Here is a 21,956-nt window from a genome sequence, read left to right as displayed (position 1 = left end):
CGGCTGAGACAGCAAGACTGTCCTTGTGAACTGCCTTCGTAACCAACCGGAATTTGCGGCATGAAAGATCTGCTGATCGGGATCGACGCGGGAACGTCGGTGATCAAATCGGTCGCTTTCGATCTGTCCGGTCGGCAGCTCGCCATGACGTCGGTGACCAACAGCTTCGTCACGCTGGAAGGTGGCGGCGCCGAGCAGGACCTCGATCAGACCTGGCGCGACATGGCACTGACGGTTCGCGACCTGGCGACCAAAATTCCCAACCTCGCGCAACGAACCGCGGCGGTTGCCATCACCGGGCAGGGCGACGGAACCTGGTTGATCGATGGCGACGGCTTGCCTGTCTCGCGCGCCTGGCTGTGGCTCGACGCCCGCGCCGGACATCTGGTGGACGAGATGCGCGCCGATCCCCGCGATCGCACGCGGTTTGAACTGACCGGCACGGGGCTCAATTCCTGCCAGCAGGGCGCCCAGCTTGCCTTTATGAAAAAGAACAATCCGGACATGCTGAAGCAGGCGGCGACCGCGCTGCATTGCAAGGATTGGCTCTACTTCAAGATGACGGGCGAACGCGCCACCGATCCGTCAGAAGGAACCTTCACCTTCGGCGATTTTCGCTCGCGCAGCTATTCCGACGAAGTCTTCGACATCCTGGATCTGACGAAGCATCGCCGCCTGTTGCCTCCGATGCTTGAAGGCACCACCGACCATCATCCGCTATCGCGATCGGCGGCAGGAGAGACCGGCCTGCTCGACGGTACGCCGGTGGTCCTGGGCTACGTGGATATGGTCATGACAGCTCTCGGAGCCGGCCTCTATGATCCCTCAGGCAATGTCGGCTGCACGGTCATCGGCTCGACCGGCATACACACGCGCTTCGCCCGCACGCCCGGCGATGTCGTGCTCAACGACGATGGGTCCGGCTACACGATCGCCATGCCTATTCCGGGTGCCTTTGCACAATTGCAATCCAATATGGCGGCGACGCTCAACATAGACTGGCTGCTTGGCCTTGCGCGCGATGTGCTCAGCGCCGGCGGCGCCGAACTCTCGCGTGACGAATTGCTGAAAGCGCTCGACGTCTGGGTGGAGGGGTCGGAGCCGGGATCGCTGGTTTACCAGCCCTATATATCACTCGCCGGCGAACGCGGACCGTTCGTCGATCCTGATGCGCGCGCAGGCTTCATCGGCCTTTCCGTCAAGCACGGGTTTGGCGATCTGGCACGCGCCGTTCTTGAGGGATTGGCCTTCGCAGCCCGCGATTGCTACCAGGCGATGGGCACGGTGCCGAGCGAGATCCGGCTGTCGGGGGGGGCTGCGCGCAGCCCGTCTCTGCGCCGCATCATCGCAGCGGCGACCCGGGCGCAAGTGCGAACGAGCAGCCGCCAGGAAGCAGGTGCTGCCGGTGCTGCGATGATGGCCGCGGTCGGCCTCGGCGTCTATCGCTCCATGGACGACTGCGCTGCCGAATGGGTGACGCCGCTTCTCGGCGACTGCGATGCCTATGACGAAGCGCTATCGCAAACCTACGATGCGCTCTTCCCTTCCTTCGTTGCGGCGCACCAGGCACTTCGGCCGGTGTGGAAGGGCATGGCGCACCGCACAGGAGCAAAATCTTGAGCAATAGAACAGATGTCGTCGATCTCTTCGTGATTGGCGGCGGCGTCAATGGGGCCGGCATAGCGCGTGACGCGGCAGGTCGCGGGCTGTCCGTCATCCTGTGCGAAAAGGATGATCTCGCGCAGGGCACCAGCTCGCGCTCCGGCAAGCTGGTGCATGGCGGTCTGCGCTATCTGGAATACTACGAGTTTCGGCTGGTTCGCGAAGCGCTGATCGAGCGCGAGGTTCTGCTCGAGGCGGCGCCGCATATTATCTGGCCGATGCGCTTCGTTCTTCCGCACAGTCCCGAAGACAGGCCTGCATGGCTGGTCCGGCTCGGGCTGTTTCTCTACGATCACCTTGGCGGCCGCAAACGGCTGCCGGGAACGAGGACGCTTGATCTGAGAACAGCGCCGGAAGGGGCGCCGATCAAGGACGAATTCAAGCGCGGTTTCGAATATTCCGACTGCTGGGTCGACGATGCGCGCCTGGTGCTGCTCAACGCCCTGGACGCCAGGCAGCGCGGCGCCAGGGTGCTCACGCGCACCGCTTGTGTCGCGGCGCGCCGCGAAGACGGCCTGTGGTCGATCGACATGCAGGATGGCCGCTCAGGCGCGGTGACGAAAGTCCGCGCGCGGGCGCTGGTCAATGCGGCAGGGCCGTGGGTCAATGACATCGTAAGCCGCGTCGCCGGTCAGAATTCCACCCGCAATGTTCGGCTTGTAAAGGGCAGCCATATCGTCGTGCCCAAATTCTGGGAGGGACGGCAGGCCTATCTCATCCAGAACAGCGACAAGCGGGTGATCTTCGTCAACCCCTACGAGAACGATCTGGCGCTGATCGGCACGACCGACATTCCCTATGAAGGCAGGCCTGAGGAAGTGGCTGCTGAGCCAAGCGAAGTCGACTATCTGATCAAGGTGGTCAATCGCTATTTCAAGCGACAGCTGACGCCGCAGGACGTGGTCTACAGCTTCTCCGGCGTGCGCCCGCTCTATGACGACAATGCCGACAATCCAAGCGCGGTGACGCGCGACTATATTTTCGAACTCGACGCCCCGAGCGGCGGCGCACCGCTGCTTTCGGTATTCGGCGGCAAGATCACCACCTTCCGCAAGCTGTCCGAACATGCGCTGGAAAAAATCCAGCCGTTCTTTCCGACAATGGGGAAGGCCTGGACGGCCAAGATTCCCTTGCCGGGGGGCGACCTGCCGAACGCAGATTTCGAACAGTTCCTGAGCGACTTGCATACCGAGTTTCCGTGGCTCAGCCCGTCGCTGGTGAAACACTACGCTCGAAGCTATGGAAGCCGTGCCAGACAATTGCTCGCCGGCACACAAAGCGAGGCGGATCTCGGCCGCCGCTTCGGCCCCGATTTTTATGAACGGGAGGCAAAGTTCCTGGTCGAGACCGAATGGGCCGGCACATCAGCCGATATCCTGGAACGTCGTACCAAACATGGCCTGCATATCAATGCGGCCGAGCGGAAAACATTCGAGGACTGGTTCGGCAACATCATGGCGGTGGCAGACTGATGGCCTTCACGCTTTCCCTCAACACCAATCCGCTGGTCAATCGCTTCGCCGATCCCGACGACCTGATCGACGCGATTGCCTATGGCATCGGCATCCGCGACGTGCAGCTGACGCACGAATTCGTCAATCCGGGCTGGCCGGCGGCGACGATCGCCAAATTCCTGCGTCAGTTCAACAGCGCGCTTTCGCGGACCGGTGTCAGGATCACCTCCGGGATGACCGGACCCTATGGCCGGCTCAATCATTTCGGCCATCCGGACCCGGATGTCCGGCGCTACTATGTCGACTGGTTCAAGACCTTCGCCGACATTTCCGCCGAACTCGGTGCACCAAGCATGGGCACGCAGTTCGCCATATTTACCTACAAGGATTATGACGATCCGCAGCGGCGGGCAGTGCTTCTCGACATCGCGCTTGAATGCTGGCGCGAGGTCGCCGAACACGCCAAGGCGGCGGGCCTGACATATCTGTTCTGGGAGCCGATGTCGGTGGGCCGGGAATTTGGCCACACGATCGAAAGCTGCGTCACGCTGCAGGGCGCCATCGATGCGGCGAAGCTGCCGATCCCGATGAAGATGATGGTGGATATCGACCATGGCGACGTCACTTCGCCAAATCCTGCCGATACCGATCCTTATGCCTGGGCGAAAGCGTTTCCATTGCAATCGCCGATCATCCACATCAAGCAGTCTTCGATGAACAAGGGCGGGCACTGGCCGTTCACGGCTGCCTACAACAAGGACGGCCGCATAATTCCGCAGAAGTTGCTCGACACGGTGCGGCAGGGCGGCGGAACCGACAACGAAATTTGCCTTGAACTTTCCTTCAGGGAGAGGGAACCGGTCGATCATCAGGTTATCGAGATGATCCGCGAGTCGGTGGATTTCTGGGCGCCTTACATCGACAGCGGCCGCGATAGTCTCAAGCCTCGGGCGTGAACGAATACGTCGCCTAAAAGCCGGCGCCGACGTCGGCCGGAAAAGTATCGAAGGAGAAAAAGAATGACCCCATATTGGGTCGGCACGAGCTGGAAGATGAACAAGACGCTGGCGGAGGCGCTGGAGTTTGCCGATGCACTGGCGGCATTCGTGCCTGGTTTCGATCAGGCGATACAACCTTTCGTCATTCCGCCGTTCACCGCCGTGCGCGAGGTCAAGGCGGCGCTGGCTGCGACCCGCGTGAAAGTCGGCGCCCAGAACATGCATTGGGCGGACGCCGGTGCCTGGACGGGGGAGGTTTCGCCGGTGATGCTCAGGGATTGCGGGCTCGACCTGATCGAACTCGGCCATAGCGAGCGCCGCGAGCATTTCGGCGAAACGGATGTGACTGTTGGATTGAAGACGGCCGCAGCGGTCAGGCACGGTTTCGTGCCGCTGATCTGCGTTGGAGAGACGCTGGCCGAGCGTGAAGACGGACGCGCCGATGCGGTGTTGACCGCCCAGGTTCTCGGTGCGCTGCAAGGTCTGAAGGACGCCGAGCTGTCGGCAGAAATCCTCTTTGCCTACGAACCTGTATGGGCGATCGGCGAGAAGGGCATTCCGGCCAGCGCCGACTATGCCGACACGCAGCAGGCGCTGATCAAGCAGGTGGCTGCAAGCCGGTTGCCGAACGCGCCGCCTGTGCTTTACGGCGGCAGTGTCAATCCCGGCAACGCGGCCGAGCTGATCGGCCAGCCGCATGTCGACGGCCTATTCATCGGCCGCTCGGCGTGGCAAGCGGGAGGCTATATCGACATCCTGAAAAAGGCGTCGGCCGCCATCGGGCGCTGACCGTCAGAGCAATTCCAGGAAAAGTGTGAAACGGTTTTCCAGGGAAAAGCGCGTAGCGCTTTCACTAGGGAATTGCGTCAAAACAAGCTCTAAGACACGAAGCAAAGGAGTTCATTGCATGAAAATCGCACTCGGAGCTGACAGCGCCGGCAAGCCGCTGCTCGACGTCATCGCCAAGCATCTCGCCACGAAGCCGGAGCTGCAGGTCGTTGATCTTAGCCAGGCCGGATACTACGCCGATATCGCCGCCAAGGTCGGCCACGAAATTCTGGACGGCAGCTACGACCGGGCCATCCTGTTCTGCGGCACCGGCATTGGCGTCAGCATATCCGCCAACAAAGTCCCGGGCATTCGCGCCGCATTGACCCACGATACCTATTCCGCCGAGCGGGCCGCCAAGTCCAACAACGCCCAGATCATCACCATGGGCGCCCGCGTCATCGGTCCCGAACTGGCGAAATCGATCGCCGACGCGTGGCTGGCCTCGGAGTTCGATCCGAACGGCCCCTCCGCCGCAAACGTCCAGGCCATCGACAAGCTCGACAGCAAGCGCTGAAGACACGAGGGGATCGCAGTTGACCTAGTCGGTCAAGGCGACCCGCATCGCCTCGATCATGGTTACGGCGGACGCGGCGCCTGGATCCATATGGCCAAGCGAGCGTTCGCCGAGGCGGGAGGCCCGGCCCTTGGTGGCGATCATCGCCTTGGTCGCTTCCGCGCCTGCCTTTGCCGCCTGCACTGCTGCCTCGAGACTGCCCGCCAGACCCTTGCCGGAGGCCAGCGCCTCGCCCGCCGCCTGCGCTGCCGGCGCCCATGCATCCATCATTGTCTTTTCGCCAGGCTCGGCCTTGCCGCGATCCTGAATGCCCTTGGCTATGGCCTGGAACATTGCGACTGCGTCGGCGTCGTCGAGCGTTGCCTTGCCCTTGACGGCTGCCGCGCCGCGCATGAACGCGGTGGCATAGAGCGGACCCGAGGAGGCGCCGACGGCATTCAGGAACGATTTTGCCGCCGTGTTCAGCAAGGTGGTCGGATTGGTGGCCCCGGTGTCCAGCGCCGCCACCGCATCGCGTGCCGCGGAAAATCCCCGCTCCATCGCAATGCCGTGGTCGGCGTCGCCGATGATACCGTCAAGCGCGCACAGCCGGTCCCTGTCGGCGGACATGGCGCCTGCGATGGCCGCGAACATGCTGGCAAGGCGGGCAGTGTCGATTGTCGTCATGTCTTTGTCCCTTGCCGCTGAAGGTCTACCCGGCGCGAAACATGGCGCAGTTGCAGGGGTGGTCCAGCATAGTCTGCAACTCCCCGTCCAGCCGATGCAAAGTGATCGAGGCCCCGGCCATTTCGAGCGAGGTGCAATAATTGCCGACCCAGGTCGCGTGAATGGATACGCCGATGTCATCAAGCCTCTGCTTCACTCGCCGGTTCATGATGTAGAGTTCCATCAGCGGCGTCGAGCCCAGCGAATTGACGAGCACGGCGACCTTGTCGCCGCGCGCCGGCGCCATCTCGTCGAGGATCTTGTCCAGCATCTCGTCGGTGATTTCGTCGGCTGTTTTCAGCTTTCCGCGCACGGTGCCGGGTTCGCCGTGGATGCCCATGCCGATCTCCATCTCGTCCGGCCCGATCTCGAAATTCGGCCGGCGGGTCTGCGGCAGCGAACAGGGCGACAGCGCCACGCCCATGGTGAAGGTGTGGTCGTTGGCCTTGCCAGCGATACGCTCGCATTCGTCGAAGGACAGCATCCGGTCGCAGGCGGCACCGGCCGCCTTGAAGATGAAGAAATTGCCGGCGACGCCGCGCCGCTTGTGCCGCTGGTCACGCGGTGCCGAGGCGACGTCGTCGGTGCTCAGCACCGCGCGCACCTCGATTTCGTCCATCGCCGCCATCTCGGCGGCCATGTCGAAATTCATCACGTCGCCGGCATAGTTGCCATACATGAACAGAACGCCGGCGCCGCCGCTGACCGCCTTGGCGCATTCGAGGATCGGATCGGGCGGCGGCGAGGCGAAGACGTTGCCGATGGCCGCCGCATCGGCCAGCCCCTTGCCGACGAAGCCAAGAAAGCTCGGCTCGTGGCCCGAGCCGCCGCCAATGACGAGGCCGACCTTGCCTTGGCGCGGTCCGTCGCGGGCGATGATCGAGCGTGGACTGCCGTCCAGGCTTTTGAGATAGCGGGGATGCGCGGCCAGGATGCCTTCCAGCATCTCGTCGACGGCACGGTTGCCGTCATTGATGATCTTCTTGGTCTGCACCGGCAGCCTCCCGATTTCGATATTTTTTAAAGATAGTACCGGGTGTTATCGGGATTTCCACCCGGCTGCGAGTATTTCACGCGTTGCGGTGTTCTCGCGCCGCCGTTGTTGACAAGCATGCCTGGGCGGACGCGGTTAGTCCGGTTTTGCCAGGCCCGAATTGAACTTGCGGCGGGCGTTTTCGAGATGCTCGCGCATCGCTCGCCCGGCCGCTTCCGGATCGTGCCGCTCGATGGCTTCGAACACGCTTTGGTGGCCAGCAAAACTCCTGCGGTTTTCGACCTCGGTGTTGGCCATGTGGATGCGCTGGTTGATCAGCCACTCCACCAGCGCTTCGTGCGCGGCGAGGAAGATCGGGTTGCCGGGGATTGCGGTCAGCACGCGGTGAAACGCGACGTCGGTGACGGCGAAGGCGCGGGCGCGGGGAATGGCGCGTTCGTTCTCCGCCAGCGCCGCGGCAAGCGCGTCAACCTGCGCGCGCGTCGCCACCTCGGCGGCATGGCGCGCGATCGAGACTTCGAGAAACAGCCGCAACTGCTCGAAATGGCCGATGCCGTCGGGTTGGTCCATCAGCAGATGTGCCGTGCCCGTCAGCTGCTCCAGCATGTTGCGCGGCGTTGGCCGCGTCACCTTCGGCCGCTCGCCGCTGTTGATGCGCACCAGGCCCATCTTCTCCAGCGCAAACAGCGCTTCGCGCACTGAAGGGCGGCCGACATCGAACATCGACATCAGGTCGCGTTCGGACGGCAGCGAGGCGCCGACCGGATAAACCTCGTCCCGGATCATCTCCTCCAGGCGGAGGCGGACTTCGTCGGACAATTTTTTTCGAACCGGCATATTGTGCATGGTCTACCTTTTAAGCTATTAGACCAGTCGCCGCAAGCGAGGACTTGCGAGACCGAAGGGTTGGATGAGGCCGCCGCCGACTGACGGCGCGGCGGTCGGCGCGACAGGCGAGGGCCTGGCGCGGAAATCGGCCTGGAGCAGGGGCATTGTCCCGATTTCGGCCGGCGGAAAGCAACGGGAGGAGAATTCCATGAGAAGACTGTTGATGAGCCTTGTGCCTGTTCTGGCGCTGATGTTTGCCGCAGGCCTCGCCAAGGCCGCGGATGGCGGCACGTTCCGCTCGGCCTTGCGCACCGGCTGCATCGAGATGGGCACGCTGCACACTACGTGTGGCCATAGGCTCGACGAGACCGTGCTGCAGGGACTGGTTCATATCAAGTGGACTGGCGACGGCGTGCAGCCGATGCTGGCCGAAAGTTGGAAGACGCCGGACGGCGGCAAGACCTATGTCTTCAGCCTGCGCCATGGCGTCAAATGGCATGACGGCACCCCGTTCACCGCCAAGGACGTGGTGTTCAGCCTCAACCTCTACGCCAATCCGAAGGTCAACTCGCCGTGGTCGCAGAAGCTCTCGGCGGTGGCCGGATACAAGGCGTTCCAGGATGGCTCGGCCGCCTCGCTTGCCGGGGTCAAGGCGCTTGACGACATGACCGTTCAGGTCGAGCTCGACAGCGCCAAACCGCTCTGGGTGCAGTTGCAGCTTATCGCCATCAGCATCTTTCCCGAACACATTCTGGGCAAGGTCGCGCCCGGCGATATCAAGGGCAATGCCTTCTGGGTCAACCGCGTCGGCACCGGCCCGTTCATCTGGAAGAAATACGAGAGCGACCAGTATGTCGAGGTCGACCGCAATCCCGACTATTTCCTCGGCGCGCCGAAACTCGACCGCATCATCTACCAGATCTACAAGGACGTGCCGCCGATCATCGCGGCACTCGAAACGCAGGAGGTCGACGCCATGTCCTATGAGGGCGGCGGCGTGCCGATCTCAGAGCTCGCCCGCCTGCAGAAACTCGACTATCTGACGGTACTGCCGAAATTCTCCGCCGGCCTGCCGACCTACCTGCAGTTCAACCTGGAGAACAAGCGCTTCGCCGACGTGCGGGTGCGCCAGGCGATGCTCTATGCCATCGATCGCAAAGCCATCATCGAGACGATCAAGCAAGGTGCCGGCGAATTGTCGAACACGCTGTTCCCGCAGGATTGGGCGCGCGCCAACGACCTCGAGCCCTACGACTACAATCCCGACAAGGCCAAGCAATTGCTTTCCGAAGCGGGCTGGGATGGCAGCCAGCCGGTCGATTTCATCTACTATTATTCCGACCAGATGAACGTCGACACCGTCACTGCCATCCAGAGCTATCTGGCCGCTGTCGGCGTCAACATCCAGCCGCGCCTGCTCGATCCGGCGGCAATCAACCAGACCTATGCCGACGGCAGCTTCCAGATGGGCTTTTTCGCCAATGGCATGGGGCTCGATCCATCGCTCGGCTCGCCGGTCGTCGTTTGCGGCGCAAAGCCTCTCAGCATGGGTTATTGCAATCCCAAGGTCGACGAACTCTTCAACAAGGGGCTGGAATCGGCCGACCGCGCCGTGCGCGCCGAGAGCTATCAGGAGGCCTCGCGCATCCTCAACAAGGAGTTGCCCAAGGCCTGGCTGTGGAACGAGGTGCGGCCGCTGGCTTTCAACAACCGCATCGTCGGCCTCGCGCAGCACTTCAAGGAGCAGCCGCTCGTGATCTTCAACCACCCGGTCTACAACGAAGTCGAGAAGTGGGAAGTGGCCAAATAGCCGTTCGAAAAAACCTCATTCACCGATCATGGGGCTCCGCCGGAGCCTCATGATCCACCGCCTCAAGAGCCTTCTTCAGCCATAGGAGAAGCCGATGCTAAGCTATCTCCTGCGAAAACTGCTGCTCAGCATTCCGGTGTTGTTTGGCGTCACCGTGATCGTCTTCGCCATCGCTCACGCTATGCCTGGCGATGCCGTGCTGGCGATGATCACGGCGGAGGCGCCGTCGAGCGAAGCACTGATCGCGATGCGGCGCGGCGAGCTCGGCCTCGACCAGCCGCTCTACATCCAGTACCTCAACTGGATCGGCCAGATCCTGCACGGCAATCTCGGCCGCTCCTTCGTCAATGGCCGCAGCGTCGGCGACATCATCGGCGAGCGCCTGCCGATGACCCTGGAGCTGATGGGTGTGGCGCTGCTCGTCGCCTTCATCATCGGCACCACGCTCGGCGTGATCTCGGCGCTCAGGCAATACCGGCTGACCGACTATTCGCTGACGCTTGGCGGCTTTGTCGGCGTGTCGATTCCGGATTTTTTCATGGGGCTGCTGCTCGTCTACGTCTTTGCGCTGGAGCTGCGCTGGCTGCCGTCGTCTGGCATTTCGACGGCCGGCGACAGTTTCTCGCTCCTCGACAATCTCAGGCATCTGATCCTGCCTGCCGCCGCACTCGCTCTGTTCCGCGCCGCGATCTTCATGCGCTATGCCCGCGCCGGCATGCTCGACGTGCTGAACCAGGACTATATGCGCACCGCCAAGGCCAAAGGCCTGCGTCCCAGCACGATCACGCTGCGCCACGGCCTGCGCAACGCGCTGATCCCGCTGGTCACCGTCTTCGGCCTGGCTCTGCCGACGTTGTTCGGCGGCTCGGTGGTGATCGAGACGATTTTCCAGTGGCCGGGCATCGGCCTGATGTTCATCGACGCGGTGGTGAACCGGGATAGCCCCGTCATCATGGGCTATGTGCTGATCACCGCCATCATCGTCATGCTGGCGAACCTTGCGACCGACCTTGCCTACAGCGTGCTCGACCCGCGGGTGAACTATGACTGACATCACCGCCGCCGATGTGACGATTGCCGCCGGCGCCTCGCGCGGCCTGTGGGGCGAGGCGGCACGCCGTTTCCTCAACCACCGTCTGGCGACGCTCGGGCTGGTCATGCTCACCATCATCGTGCTCGCCTGCGTGCTGGCACCATTGATCGCGCATTACGGCCCCAACGACATCGACCTGCGCGGCCGCAACCAGCCGCCAGGCGGCGTCCATTGGCTGGGAACCGACGGCACCGGCCGCGACATCTTTGCCCGCATCCTCTATGGCGGCCGCATCTCGCTAACTGTGGGCTTCGTCGCCGTGGCGATCTCGGCGGCAATAGGCATCTTCGTTGGCTGTGTAGCGGGCTATTTCGGCGGCAAGGTCGACCTGCTGCTGATGGGTCTGATCGACATGGTGCTGACCTTTCCGCGCCTGGTGATCATCATCGCTTTCGTCGCCGTGGTCGGACCCAGCATCTTCAACACCATGGTGGTCATCGGCCTGCTCAGCTGGCCGTCGATCGCCCGGCTGACGCGCGGCGAGATCCTGGCGCTGCGCAACCAGGAATTCGTGCTTGCCGCGCGCTCGCTCGGCACCTCGCCCTCGGTCATCATCCTCGAGCATATCCTGCCCAATGTGCTGAGCCCCATCCTGGTGGCGATCACGCTCGACGTCGCGACCGTGATCCTGCTCGAGGCGTCGCTTTCCTTCCTCGGCCTCGGCGCGCAGGCGCCGGCGGCCAGCTGGGGCAACATGCTGCGCGATGCGCGCACGCTGTCGATCCTGGAGAGCCAGCCCTGGATGTGGATCCCGCCCGGCGCCATGATCGCGATGGCCGTGCTCAGCATCAATTTCGTCGGCGACGGCCTGCGCGACGCGCTCGACCCGCAGCACATCATGGGCGGGGGTGCGAAATGACCGGTCTCGATGTGCTCGCCGGTCGCAAGCCAACAGCAGCGCCGGGGCAGGGACCCGTACTCGACGTGCAAGGGTTGAGCGTCGAGTTCGGCCCAAAAGGCCGCTCCGTCTATGCCGTCAACGATGTCTCCTTCCAGCTTGCCGAAGGCGAGTCGCTGGCCATTGTCGGCGAAAGCGGCTCCGGCAAGTCGGTCACCGTGCAGACGCTGATGGGGCTGATCCGCAAGCCGCCCGGCCGCGTCACCGCCGGCCGTGCGCTCTATCGCGGCCGCGATCTTCTGGCCGTGCCCGACAGCGAATTGCGCCATATCCGCGGCCGCGACATTGCGATGATCTTCCAGGATCCGATGTCGTCGCTGAACCCGGTGCTGACTGTCGGCCTGCAACTGACCGAGGCGCTGTGCGAACATCAAGGCCTGAGCCAGCCGCAAGCCGAACGCCAGGCGCTCGACATGCTCGACCTCGTCGGCATCGCCAACGCGCCGCAGCGCATGCGCGCCTTTCCGCACCAGTTCTCCGGCGGGCAATTGCAGCGCATCGGCATCGCCATGGCGCTGGTCTGCAAGCCGTCGATCCTGATCGCCGATGAGCCGACGACGGCGCTCGACGTCACCATCCAGGCGCAGATCGTCGAGCTGGTCGCACGCCTGCAAAAACAGCTTGGCATGGCGATCATCTGGATCAGCCATGACCTCAGCCTGGTTGCCGGCTTCGTCGATCGCGTCGCGGTGATGTATGCCGGATCGATCGCCGAATGCGCGCCGGTCGATGAGCTGTTTTCGGCGACGACGCACCCCTATACGATTGGCCTGTTGAACTCGATTCCGTCGCTGACCGCGGCAAACACCAGGCTGGTGCCGATCAAGGGGGCGCCGCCCAATGTCACCCTGGCGCCGACCTTCTGCGCCTTCGCGCCACGCTGCGGCTATGCCGAGGCGCGCTGTCGCGAGGCAAAGCCGCCGCTGGAAACGGTCGGCGCCGGCCACACCACCGCGTGCTGGCGCTGGCGGCAGGTGGAGCATTTGCCGCGGCCTCCGGCGGCACCACCAGGCATCACGCGGGCTGCCGCGCCAAAGCAAGAACCGCTGCTCGTCGTTTCCGATCTCAAGGTGCATTTCCCGATCCGGCGCGGTGTGCTCAGGCGGCAGGTCGGCGCGGTGCACGCCGTTGACGGGGTGAGCTTCGAGGTGCTGCGCGGCGAGACGCTGGCGCTGGTCGGTGAAAGCGGTTGCGGCAAGTCGACGACCGGCCGCGCCGTGCTCGGCCTCGAGCGTCCGAGCGCCGGCAGCATCCTGTTCGAGGGCAGGGACTATGCCGGGGCAACAGGCGAACAGCTCAAGCAGCGCCAGCGCGACATGCAGATGGTGTTCCAGAACCCGTTCGGCTCGCTCAACCCGCGCATGACCGTCGGCCGCATCATCGGCGAGGGGCTGCGCGCCCAGAAGATCGGCACGCGCGCGACGCGTGACGCCCGCGTCAGCGAATTGCTGGCGCTGGTCGGCTTGCGGGAAGCGCTGCGCAACCGCTACCCGTTCGAGCTCTCCGGCGGCCAGCGCCAGCGCGTCGGCATCGCCCGCGCGCTGGCAGCCAATCCGAAATTCATCATTGCAGACGAGCCGATCTCGGCGCTCGACGTCTCCATCCAGGCGCAGATCGTCAACCTGCTCGACGACCTCAAGGCGCGCCTCGGGCTGACCTATCTGTTCATCGGCCACGATCTGTCGATGATCCGCTATCTCAGCGACCGCGTCGCGGTGATGTATCTGGGCCGGATTGTCGAGATAGGCACCACCGCGGCGGTGTTCGGCAGCCCGCTGCATCCCTATACGCGCGCGCTGCTGTCGGCGATCCCGGTGCCCGATCCCAAGGCTGGCGGAACACGCCGGCGCATCGTGCTGGGTGGCGCGGTGCCCGATCCGTCGAAGCCGCCGCCCGGCTGCCATTTTCATCCGCGCTGCCCGAAGGCGAGCGAGATCTGCACCAAGGTGGAGCCGCAGGTGCGCGATTTCGGCTCGCCCGTCTCCGGGCAGCATCTCGTCGCATGTCATCACGCCGGCGAAGCCACATCATGAATCTCTGAACTGAGGATCCCTAAATGACCAAGGAATTGGCGGGCATGTATGCCGCCCTGATGACCGGACTGAGCGACGCGGGCGAATTCGATCCGCAGCGCCAGCGCAACATCAACGACTATGTCCTGCGCCAGGGTCTGGCCGGGCTTTATGTCGGCGGTAGCAGCGGCGAATCCGGCCTGCTGACGGTGGACGAGTTGCTGGCTCAGCAAGAGGTGGTCTTCGCCGGCGCGGCAAGCACCGGCACCAGGCTGATCGCCCATGTCGGCATGCCGAACCTGCGCGATTCCATCCGCCTGGCGCGGCAGGCGCAAAAGCTCGGCTATCACGCGCTGTCGGCGCTGCCGCCGCATTCCTATCCGTTCTCCGACGAGGAGGTTTTTGGCTACTACCAGGCGCTTGCCGCAGCCACGGAATTGCCGCTGATTGTCTACGAGATCCCCTTGCGCACCGGCCGGCCATTGCCGCTCGGCTTGCTGGTCCGGCTGCTCGATCTCGGCAATGTCGTCGGCATCAAATACACCTCCACCGACCTGTTCAAGTACTCAATGCTGCGCAAGCGGCAGCCGCAAAAGCTGTTCTATTACGGCTTCGACGAGATCTATGCAGCCGCCGGCATGCTCGGCACCGATGGCGGTATCGGCACCACGTACAATCTGCTCGGCAGATTGTACGTGGCGGTGGACCAGGCGATCCGCGCCGGCGACCTGGAGCGGGCGAAGGCGCTGCAGATGGTGTCGCAGGACTTCGTCGAGGTGCTGCTGGAAACCGGCGTGCTGCCGGGCATGAAGGCGGCGTTCCGCGTCATCGGTGTCGACTGCGGCCCGACCCGCGCCCCGATGGCGCTGGCTGTTGCTGACGCCGACGACCGGATGCGCGCGGTTCTTGCTCGCCCGGCGGTGAAAGAGTGGCTGGCGTGAACTGCGCCGGCATCGACGATTATGGTCTCGGAAAAGTCTTGGGCTAGCCGGGACTGCGGCCTGCGGACCTGCCTGTCCGCGAAAACGACGTGCGAAGGCGATAGCGGTCGCCGGCATATCGGATCGTTGAGGAGAGCAGCGGCCGGCCGGCCGCATCGACGATGAGCTGACGCATCACAAGGGTGGATTTGCCGACGTCGATGTCGAGGTGGCGCGCCAGTATAGGGTCGGCGCCGCGCGCCTCGATCGTGGTTTCGGCGCGCGCAAGATCAACGCCGGCATCGATCAGCAGGCCGAACAGCGACGCGGTGCGGAAGTCGACACGGCTGAGATCGGGGACGAGGGCGAGGGCAAAAAACGAGGTGTCGACTGCGACCGGAACCTGGTCGAGGCGCCGGATCCTCTCCAGGTGAAACAGCGTCGCGCCGGGCGCGATCGAAAGCTCCTCGGCCTCGTCCAGCGAGGCAGGCGCTTCCTCGGCGCGCAACACGTCGGAGGAGGGTGTCAGGCCGAGACGCCTGGCGGTCTCGCTGAAGGATTCCAGCGTGTTGGGAAACTCCTTCGGTACCTTGGCCGAAACATACCAGCCGCGCCCATGCGAAGGCGTCAGCACACCCTCCTCGACAAGGCTCTGCAAGGCCCTCCGCAAGGTCACCCTGCTGATCGACATGCGCGTGAACAGATCGCGCTCGGCCGGCAGCCGCGCGCCCGAGGCAAGCTTGCCGGCGGCGATCTCCTGCAGGATCGCATCGGCCGCTTGCCGCCAGAGCGGTTCGGGTCCGTCCGACTGCAGTGGCGAGCCCTCCATCTCAGTTATCCATCCGCCCTGATCTTTTCCCAGACGCCCGTTCGCATCGAACGGTAACAGGCGTCAATTACCTGGTTGACGATGACGCCGTCCTCGAAGGTTTCCAGTGGCGTTGTCCCCGCCGCGAAGTGTTCCACAAAATGCCGCATCTGTTGTGAAAAACCGTAGGCCCGGGTCTCCTCGGGCACCGGATAGACCCAGCCGGTCTCGGAATCCGCCTTTTCGACGAGGTAGCCCACGGGTTTTTCGATAAAGCCCCAGACAGGACCGACGGACGTGTCGGTGACGATGCGGCCGGCGGAGCCGACCAGTTCGTGGCGAAGCTGCATGCCGCCTTTCTCGATCCACGACGATTCGATCGTCGCGAGCTGGCCGCCGGTGAATTTCAGCAACGCGATCGCCGTGTCTTCTCCGGTCGTCTTGTCGCCATGGACCAGCGTTGCGCCCCACGCCATCACCTCGGTGATCAGATTGTCCTTGCCGAAGAAATGGCGGGCGCTTTCGACGGTGTGGCAGCCCATGTCGAGCAAGGCGCCGCCGCCGGCGAGCTCGGCGTTCCAGAAATGCGGCGCATGCGGCCCCGAATGCGCTTCCCGGGCGCGCATGGTGAGAAGATTGCCGATGCCACCCGCCCGTATCATCTGGTGGGCCTTGGCAATGTTGGGGGAAAACACGGCGCATTCGGCATAGCCGTGCCATATGCCGGCACGCTGGACGATATCGAGGATTTCCTGCGCTTCCTTGCCAGTGCGCGCCAGCGGCTTGGTGCAGATGACGGCCTTGCCGTGCCTGGCTGCGATCCTGACAGCTTCGAGATGGATCTCGTTGGGCAGCGCGATCACCACCAGCTCGACAGCCGGATCGGCGCATAGGGCATCGATATCCCTGTGGGCAGTGACCTTTGGGCCCCACTTCTTGGCGAAGGCTTCCGCGCGCTCGAAGCTGCGCGAGGAGCAGGCCACGAGTTCGGCGTTGCGTACGTCGAGCAGCGAGTCCGCATAGGTCTCGGCAATGAAGCCCGCGCCCAGAATTCCAACTCCAATCATCAAGTCCTCCCAAATCCAGACCTTGTGCCTGTCTGTTTGCCATGCCCGGTCGGGACACGAGGCCATTCAACAGGAAAAGACAACACAATACCACTTGTCACAACATGTATCAGTAGGTATGGTCCCAAGCAACAGTGCAAAATCGTGAATCCACACGAGGCACCATCTTGAGGGAGAGCAGGAAAATGCGTTCCATACGTGTATCGATCCCGCTGGCGGCGACGCTTGGCGTGATGTTTTCAGGCGGCGTAGGCGCCGCGTTTGCAGACCCCGTCACCATCACCTTGAACAGCTGGCGCACCGAGGACATCGCGGTCTGGCAGGACACCATCCTGCCCGCCTTCGAGGCCAAGCATCCCGACATCAAGGTCGAGTTCGCGCCGATCAACACCAATGAATACAACGCCGCCGTCCAGTCGCAGATCGAAGGCGGCGCTGGCGGCGACCTGATCACCTGCCGCCCCTTCGACGTGAACCGCGAATGGATCAAGCGCGGCTATTTCGAGCCCCTGGAAGGGCTGCCGGGCCTGGAAAACTTCGATAAGACGTCCCGCGCGGCGTGGTCGGGCGCCGATGACAAGGCCTACTGTCTGCCTGTCGCCGCCGTGCTCGCCGGCTTCTACTACAACGCCGACATCTTCAAGGAACTGGGGTTGAAGGTGCCGACCACCAGCGCCGAGTTCATCGATGTCCTGCAGGCGATCAAGAAGGACGGCCGCTACACGCCGCTGGCTTACGGCTCGGCCGAATCCTGGCAACTCGCCTATAATGGTCTCTACAGCATCGGCCCCGCCTATTGGAAAGGCGAGGAGGGCCGGCTCGGCCTGATCGACGGCAAGAAGAAGCTGACCGACCCCGAATTCGTCGATGCCATCGCCGCGTTCGAAGCCTGGAAGCCGTTCCTGCCCTCCGGACAGGAGAGCCTGAACTATGCCGACATGACGCAGCTGTTCACGCTCGGCAAGGCGGCGATCCTCCCCGACGGTTCATGGGACATCAACCAGGCGACCTCGACCGGCCTCAATGTCGGCGTGTTCGGTCCTCCGGTGCCGAAGGCCGGCGACCAGCGCTTCCTGCAGGAGATGCCGGACATGGGCATCGGCATCAACGCCAAGAGCGCGCACAAGGAAGCCGCCAAGACCTTCCTCGACTGGGTTGCCGGGCCTGAATTCCAGGAACTCTACGTCAATGCCGCGCCTGGCTTCTTTGCCATGAGCAGCAAGCCGGTCACCTACAAGAACAAGCTGGCGCAGGATTTCGCCGATCTGAAGAAAGGTGCTGAGCTGACACCGCGGCTGGCGCTGGATCGTTTGAGCGCCGGCACGCCGCCGCTCGACGACGAGACCTGGCGCCTGCTGCAGGTGATGTTCACCAAGTCGGACGTCACGCCGCAGCAGGTTGCCACCGAGCTTCAGACCGGGCTCGCCTCCTGGTACGGGCCGCAGAAGAAGTAATCCGGGAACGCATTGTGCATGCCTTGCCAACCGGGGAGGCATGCGCGAAGCCTTCGGGCACGCCGGCACATCCATGCCGGCGTGAACATGAGGTCTTGAGTTGATATCTCCAGCTGCCGCCCACAGAAACCTGTTGCTGTTCGTGCTGCCGGCTCTGGCCGTCTATCTGGTCTTTGCCGTGCTGCCGCTGGCGACCTCGATCGTAATGAGCTTCTTCCAGACCAGTGGCGCCTCCGGCGACACCTTTGTCGGCCTCGCAAATTACCAGCGCCTGTTCACTCACCCGACGATCAGCGCCCGCTTCTGGAATGCGCTTCTGAACAACATGCAGTATTTCGCCATCCATCTGATTGTCGAAGTGCCGATGGGGCTGCTGCTGGCGGCGTTGCTGACGTCGGGAAAACTGGCCCGGTCGGAAGGCATCTATCGCACGCTGCTGTTCATACCTGCCACGCTGTCGGTGGTCATCGTCGGCTTCGTCTGGCGCCTGATCATCAATCCGCTCTGGGGGCTGGTCGGCTTTCCGCTGCTGGGCACGGAATCGACCGCACTGACCACCATTTCGCTGATGTCGGTCTGGCAATATTTCGGCATCCCGATGGTCTTCCTCTACAGCGCCCTGCTGGCTGTGCCCAACGAGCTTGTCGAAGCCGCCAACATCGATGGCGCCGGTGGCTGGACGACGTTCTGGAAGATCAAGTTTCCGCTGATCGCGCCGCAATTCGGCCTGATCGCGATCCTCACCTACATCTGGACGTTTAACGGCTTCGACCTGGTGTTCGCGCTGAACGGTTCGGCGCCCGGGCCGAACTACAGCACCGATATTCTCGGCACCTATTTCTACCGGACCTTCTTCGGTTCGAGCGGACAGCTTGCCGATCTCGACCTTGGCGCCGCGGTCGCAACTATCATCTTCCTCACGGTTCTGTTGGTGACCGCAGCCTATTTCTGGCTGATCCAGCGCCGCCTGAAATCATACTCGGTCTAGGAGCGGACATGAGCGCCCCGGACCTCACCATACCCGTTGCCCGCCGCCGCCAGGACCGCGAACCCTGGACGCTCGAACGCATCATCGTCCACGCACTGCTGATCTTCTTTGTCGTGCTTGCCATCGGACCGGTGCTGATCGTCATCATCAATTCGCTGAAGACGACGCCGGCGATCTTCGGTGGCCCGTTTGATCTGCCGACGGCCAAGACGTTCAGCCTCGAAGGCTACAAGCGGGTCTTCACCCGCGGCAATTTCATCGTCAACTACCGCAACAGCCTGATCGTCACGGTGACGACAATCGTGCTGACGGTGGTGCTGTCGACGCTCGCCGCCTTTGCCCTGGTCGAATACCGTGTGCGGCTTGCTTCGCTGCTCGGCGGCCTGTTCGTGCTCGGCATTATGTTACCGATCCGGCTCGGCACCATCCCGCTCATTGAGATGATGCTCGCCTGGAAGCTGATGGATACGCTGGCGGCCCTCATCCTCGTCTACACCGCCATGAGCATCCCGATCGCGGTGACGCTGATGGTCACCTATTTCCGCACCGTTCCGACCGATCTCAAGGAGGCGGCGCGCATGGATGGCGCCAGCGAGCTGCGCACCTTCTGGATCGTGCTGCCTTTGGTCAGGCCGGGGCTCGCCGCGGTGGCCGCGCTGACCATGCTGCCGGTCTGGAACGACCTCTGGTTCCCACTGATCCTGGCTCCAAGCCGGCAGAACCAGACGGTGACGCTCGGCGTGCAGCAATTCGTCGGCCAGTTCATGAACGACTATCCGGCACTTCTCGCCGCGCTGACGCTTGGCGCGGTGCCGCTCGTGCTGCTGTTCACCCTGTTCTCGCGGCAATTCATCAGCGGCCTCAGCAAGGGCTACAGCAAATAGCCGGACGGCCGACAGGCAGATTTTCAGAAGACCCTCCAATTTCGAACTGATGGAACACCAAGATGCAGATAGGCACTTACATCCGCCGGCAGCCCTCGACCCTGACCGGGCTGCCCGCCGCCATCGGCGCGGATCTCGACAGCTTCGCCAGCCTGCGCCGGAAGCCGGAGCGGATCGTGCTGCTCGGCACCGGGTCGTCGATGAATGCGCTTCTGGCCGGCGCCGAGGCGCTGGAGGAGGGGACGGGCGCATCGGTGATCGCCAAGGAGCCGGAGGCTTTCCTGCGGCTGCCGCCCAAGGCATCGGGCCAACGCACGCTGGTTCTCGCCGCCTCGCAGTCCGGCATGAGCATCACCACGATCGAGGCGGTGCGTTTGTCCGTGGCGCGCGGGTTTCCCACCCTTGTCATTACGGGTGAGGAGGGCAGCCTGATTACGGAGGCGGGTGCCGAGGTGATCGTCATGCCGATCGGCCCGGAGACGGTCGGCCCCAAGACCATGGGCTATACCGCCACCGTTATCTCGGTGCTGGCGGTCGCGGCCAAGCTCGCCAACAAGGCGGTCGATCTGTCGGGGTTGCTTGCGCAACTGGAGCAGACAGCGGAAACCGGTCTGGCGGCTGCAAAGGATCTGATCACGCGGTTCGGCGTCCCCGACTACATACTGGTCGCCGGACAGGCGACGCATCTTGGCACCGCACTCGAGGCATCGCTCAAGATCGCGGAGATCAGCGGCGTGCCGACAGCCGCCTTCGACACCGAAGAGGCCTTGCACGGTCATGTCTATGGCACGACGGACAACAGCCTGGTGATCGCCATCGCGCAGACCGAGACCGAGGCGAAAGTCGCCGCCAATCTCGGCGAGGCGCTGGCCGAACTCGGACCGCGAACGGTCGTGCTCAACCTCTCCGGCCATCCAACCCGCTTCGACCTCGATGTCAGCTGGCCGACGGCGCCGAAACAGCAATGGCTCGCCGGTTGCTGGGCGCCGATCCCGCTGCAATGGTATGGCTGCGAACTGGCAATCGCGCGTGGCATCGATCCGGACAAGATGATCTACCCCAATCTCGGACGCCGGCTCAACGTGCGCATCCGCAAGGAGGCCTGATGGCAACCGCGATCGGAATCGATATTGGTGGAAGCCTGGTCAAGCTCGGCGCCGTCGACGGATCGGGCAAGGTGCTGGCGCGCGGCACTGTCCCGGTGCATCGGGATATCGAGTTTGCCGATTTCGTCCATCTGGTCACCAAGGCCACCGAGGAGCTGACGCGGCAGTTTCCGGACATCGCGGCCATCGGCATTGGTGTGCCGGGCACGCCAAATCCCGAGACCGGCATGCTGAACGGTCGCTGCCCGGCGATCCCGGCGCTGTTGAAGGGGTCGCTGTCAAAACTGTTCGGCATTCGCTTTGGCGTCCCGGCCATCGTCCGCAACGATGCCGTCTGCGCCACCCATGGCGAAATGCGGCACGGCGCCGGCCGTCCCTTCTCCCGCTTTGCGCTGCTGACGCTTGGCACGGGCATCGGCGGCGCCATGGTCATCGACCGCAAGGTCATCGACGGTCCGGACGGTTTGCCGCCACAGCTTGGCTGCATCTCGCTCGATCCGGCCCGCACCGACATTGCCGATCCGGTGCCTGGCATGGTCGAGAACCTGGCCAGCGCCCGCGCGCTCGTCAACCGCTATCGCCAGCTCAAGCCGGACACCGACGCCACCAACGCCGAGACCGTCTGCGATCTCGCCAAGCAGGGTGAGCCGATCGCGCTGCAGGTTGTCGACGAGGTGGCGCGCTGGCTGGGGCAGATGATCGGCATCATGTCGAACATGCTCAACATCGAGGCGGCGATCATCGGCGGCGGCCTGGCGCTGGCCGGTCCGTTCTTCACCGACCGCATTGCCCGCAACGTCAGGGATTTCGTGCTGCTCAAGCCCGGCCGCCCGCCGGTGATCGTGGCGGTGGAGCATGGCAACGACGCCGGCGTGATTGGTGCCGCGGCGCTGGCGCTCGACATGTTCGCGCCGGCCGGAAAGGAATAGC

The 21,956-nt window shown here is 63.6% G+C and carries 20 protein-coding genes; 15 read left to right on the top strand and 5 right to left on the bottom strand.

Going from position 1 to position 21,956, the window contains the following annotated elements; all coding sequences use genetic code 11:
* Positions 1–60: 60 nt before the first annotated feature.
* The 5 genes from ACFFNA_RS29655 (at position 61) to derI (ending at position 5,459) form a co-directional block, all read left to right on the top strand.
* On the top strand, positions 61–1,620 hold the full coding sequence (locus ACFFNA_RS29655; protein ID WP_378923418.1) for an FGGY-family carbohydrate kinase: 1,560 nt from the start codon (positions 61–63) through the stop codon (positions 1,618–1,620).
* Positions 1,617–3,134, top strand: coding sequence for a glycerol-3-phosphate dehydrogenase (locus tag ACFFNA_RS29650; protein WP_378923417.1), 1,518 nt, complete (start codon positions 1,617–1,619; stop codon positions 3,132–3,134). Before ACFFNA_RS29655 ends, ACFFNA_RS29650 begins: the two co-directional genes overlap by 4 nt.
* Entirely contained in the window at positions 3,134–4,072 is a 939-nt protein-coding gene (locus ACFFNA_RS29645; RefSeq protein ID WP_378923416.1) for a sugar phosphate isomerase/epimerase family protein, read from the top strand. Before ACFFNA_RS29650 ends, ACFFNA_RS29645 begins: the two co-directional genes overlap by 1 nt.
* Positions 4,073–4,135: 63 nt before the next feature.
* A complete protein-coding gene (locus ACFFNA_RS29640) occupies positions 4,136–4,903 on the top strand; it encodes a triose-phosphate isomerase (protein ID WP_378923415.1) in 768 nt (255 codons plus the stop codon).
* 118 nt (positions 4,904–5,021) lie between these two features.
* On the top strand, positions 5,022–5,459 hold the full coding sequence (gene derI, locus ACFFNA_RS29635; RefSeq protein WP_111547084.1) for a D-erythrulose-4-phosphate isomerase: 438 nt from the start codon (positions 5,022–5,024) through the stop codon (positions 5,457–5,459).
* Between the two features lie 24 nt (positions 5,460–5,483).
* Here derI and dhaL read toward each other — a convergent pair whose 3' ends face one another.
* The 3 genes from dhaL to nanR form a co-directional block, all read right to left on the bottom strand.
* The gene (dhaL, locus tag ACFFNA_RS29630) at positions 5,484–6,125 is read right to left on the bottom strand and encodes a dihydroxyacetone kinase subunit DhaL (protein ID WP_378923414.1); all 642 of its coding nucleotides are present in this window, start codon (positions 6,123–6,125) and stop codon (positions 5,484–5,486) included.
* 25 nt (positions 6,126–6,150) lie between these two features.
* Positions 6,151–7,158 (bottom strand): dihydroxyacetone kinase subunit DhaK, encoded by a 1,008-nt coding sequence (locus ACFFNA_RS29625; RefSeq protein WP_378923413.1) that lies wholly within the window; start codon positions 7,156–7,158, stop codon positions 6,151–6,153.
* Between the two features lie 135 nt (positions 7,159–7,293).
* The gene (nanR, locus tag ACFFNA_RS29620; protein WP_342633882.1) at positions 7,294–7,995 is read right to left on the bottom strand and encodes a transcriptional regulator NanR; all 702 of its coding nucleotides are present in this window, start codon (positions 7,993–7,995) and stop codon (positions 7,294–7,296) included.
* Between the two features lie 199 nt (positions 7,996–8,194).
* On the opposite strand from nanR, the gene ACFFNA_RS29615 reads away from it, so the two are divergent.
* From ACFFNA_RS29615 to ACFFNA_RS29595, 5 genes are all read left to right on the top strand, one after another.
* Entirely contained in the window at positions 8,195–9,796 is a 1,602-nt protein-coding gene (locus ACFFNA_RS29615; RefSeq protein WP_378923412.1) for an ABC transporter substrate-binding protein, read from the top strand.
* A 94-nt stretch (positions 9,797–9,890) separates the two neighbouring features.
* On the top strand, positions 9,891–10,847 hold the full coding sequence (locus ACFFNA_RS29610) for an ABC transporter permease (RefSeq protein WP_378923411.1): 957 nt from the start codon (positions 9,891–9,893) through the stop codon (positions 10,845–10,847).
* Entirely contained in the window at positions 10,840–11,748 is a 909-nt protein-coding gene (opp4C, locus tag ACFFNA_RS29605; RefSeq protein WP_378923410.1) for an oligopeptide ABC transporter permease, read from the top strand. The genes ACFFNA_RS29610 and opp4C overlap by 8 nt, the downstream gene beginning before the upstream one ends.
* Positions 11,745–13,820: a dipeptide ABC transporter ATP-binding protein gene (locus ACFFNA_RS29600; RefSeq protein ID WP_378923409.1), complete on the top strand. Its 2,076-nt coding sequence runs from the start codon at positions 11,745–11,747 to the stop codon at positions 13,818–13,820. Before opp4C ends, ACFFNA_RS29600 begins: the two co-directional genes overlap by 4 nt.
* Before the next feature lie 23 nt (positions 13,821–13,843).
* Entirely contained in the window at positions 13,844–14,740 is an 897-nt protein-coding gene (locus ACFFNA_RS29595) for a dihydrodipicolinate synthase family protein (RefSeq protein ID WP_378923408.1), read from the top strand.
* Between the two features lie 43 nt (positions 14,741–14,783).
* Here ACFFNA_RS29595 and ACFFNA_RS29590 read toward each other — a convergent pair whose 3' ends face one another.
* Both ACFFNA_RS29590 and ACFFNA_RS29585 read right to left on the bottom strand, forming a co-directional pair.
* On the bottom strand, positions 14,784–15,548 hold the full coding sequence (locus ACFFNA_RS29590; RefSeq protein ID WP_378923407.1) for a GntR family transcriptional regulator: 765 nt from the start codon (positions 15,546–15,548) through the stop codon (positions 14,784–14,786).
* Between the two features lie 5 nt (positions 15,549–15,553).
* The gene (locus ACFFNA_RS29585; protein WP_378923406.1) at positions 15,554–16,594 is read right to left on the bottom strand and encodes a Gfo/Idh/MocA family protein; all 1,041 of its coding nucleotides are present in this window, start codon (positions 16,592–16,594) and stop codon (positions 15,554–15,556) included.
* Positions 16,595–16,779: 185 nt separating this feature from the next.
* Between ACFFNA_RS29585 and ACFFNA_RS29580 the strand changes: the two genes are divergently transcribed.
* From ACFFNA_RS29580 to ACFFNA_RS29560, 5 genes are all read left to right on the top strand, one after another.
* Positions 16,780–18,048, top strand: a complete 1,269-nt coding sequence (locus ACFFNA_RS29580) for an ABC transporter substrate-binding protein (RefSeq protein WP_111547075.1) — start codon at positions 16,780–16,782, stop codon at positions 18,046–18,048.
* 100 nt (positions 18,049–18,148) lie between these two features.
* Positions 18,149–19,036 (top strand): carbohydrate ABC transporter permease, encoded by an 888-nt coding sequence (locus tag ACFFNA_RS29575; RefSeq protein ID WP_378923405.1) that lies wholly within the window; start codon positions 18,149–18,151, stop codon positions 19,034–19,036.
* A gap of 8 nt (positions 19,037–19,044) precedes the next feature.
* Positions 19,045–19,920: a carbohydrate ABC transporter permease gene (locus ACFFNA_RS29570; protein ID WP_378923404.1), complete on the top strand. Its 876-nt coding sequence runs from the start codon at positions 19,045–19,047 to the stop codon at positions 19,918–19,920.
* A 62-nt stretch (positions 19,921–19,982) separates the two neighbouring features.
* Positions 19,983–21,026: an SIS domain-containing protein gene (locus tag ACFFNA_RS29565; RefSeq protein ID WP_378923403.1), complete on the top strand. Its 1,044-nt coding sequence runs from the start codon at positions 19,983–19,985 to the stop codon at positions 21,024–21,026.
* Positions 21,026–21,955, top strand: coding sequence for an ROK family protein (locus ACFFNA_RS29560; RefSeq protein ID WP_378923402.1), 930 nt, complete (start codon positions 21,026–21,028; stop codon positions 21,953–21,955). The genes ACFFNA_RS29565 and ACFFNA_RS29560 overlap by 1 nt, the downstream gene beginning before the upstream one ends.
* Position 21,956: the final 1 nt, after the last annotated feature.

It is taken from the genome of Mesorhizobium kowhaii, assembly GCF_042431665.1.
Taxonomy (GTDB): domain Bacteria; phylum Pseudomonadota; class Alphaproteobacteria; order Rhizobiales; family Rhizobiaceae; genus Mesorhizobium; species Mesorhizobium kowhaii.
This window is presented reverse-complemented; position numbering and strand designations above follow the sequence as displayed.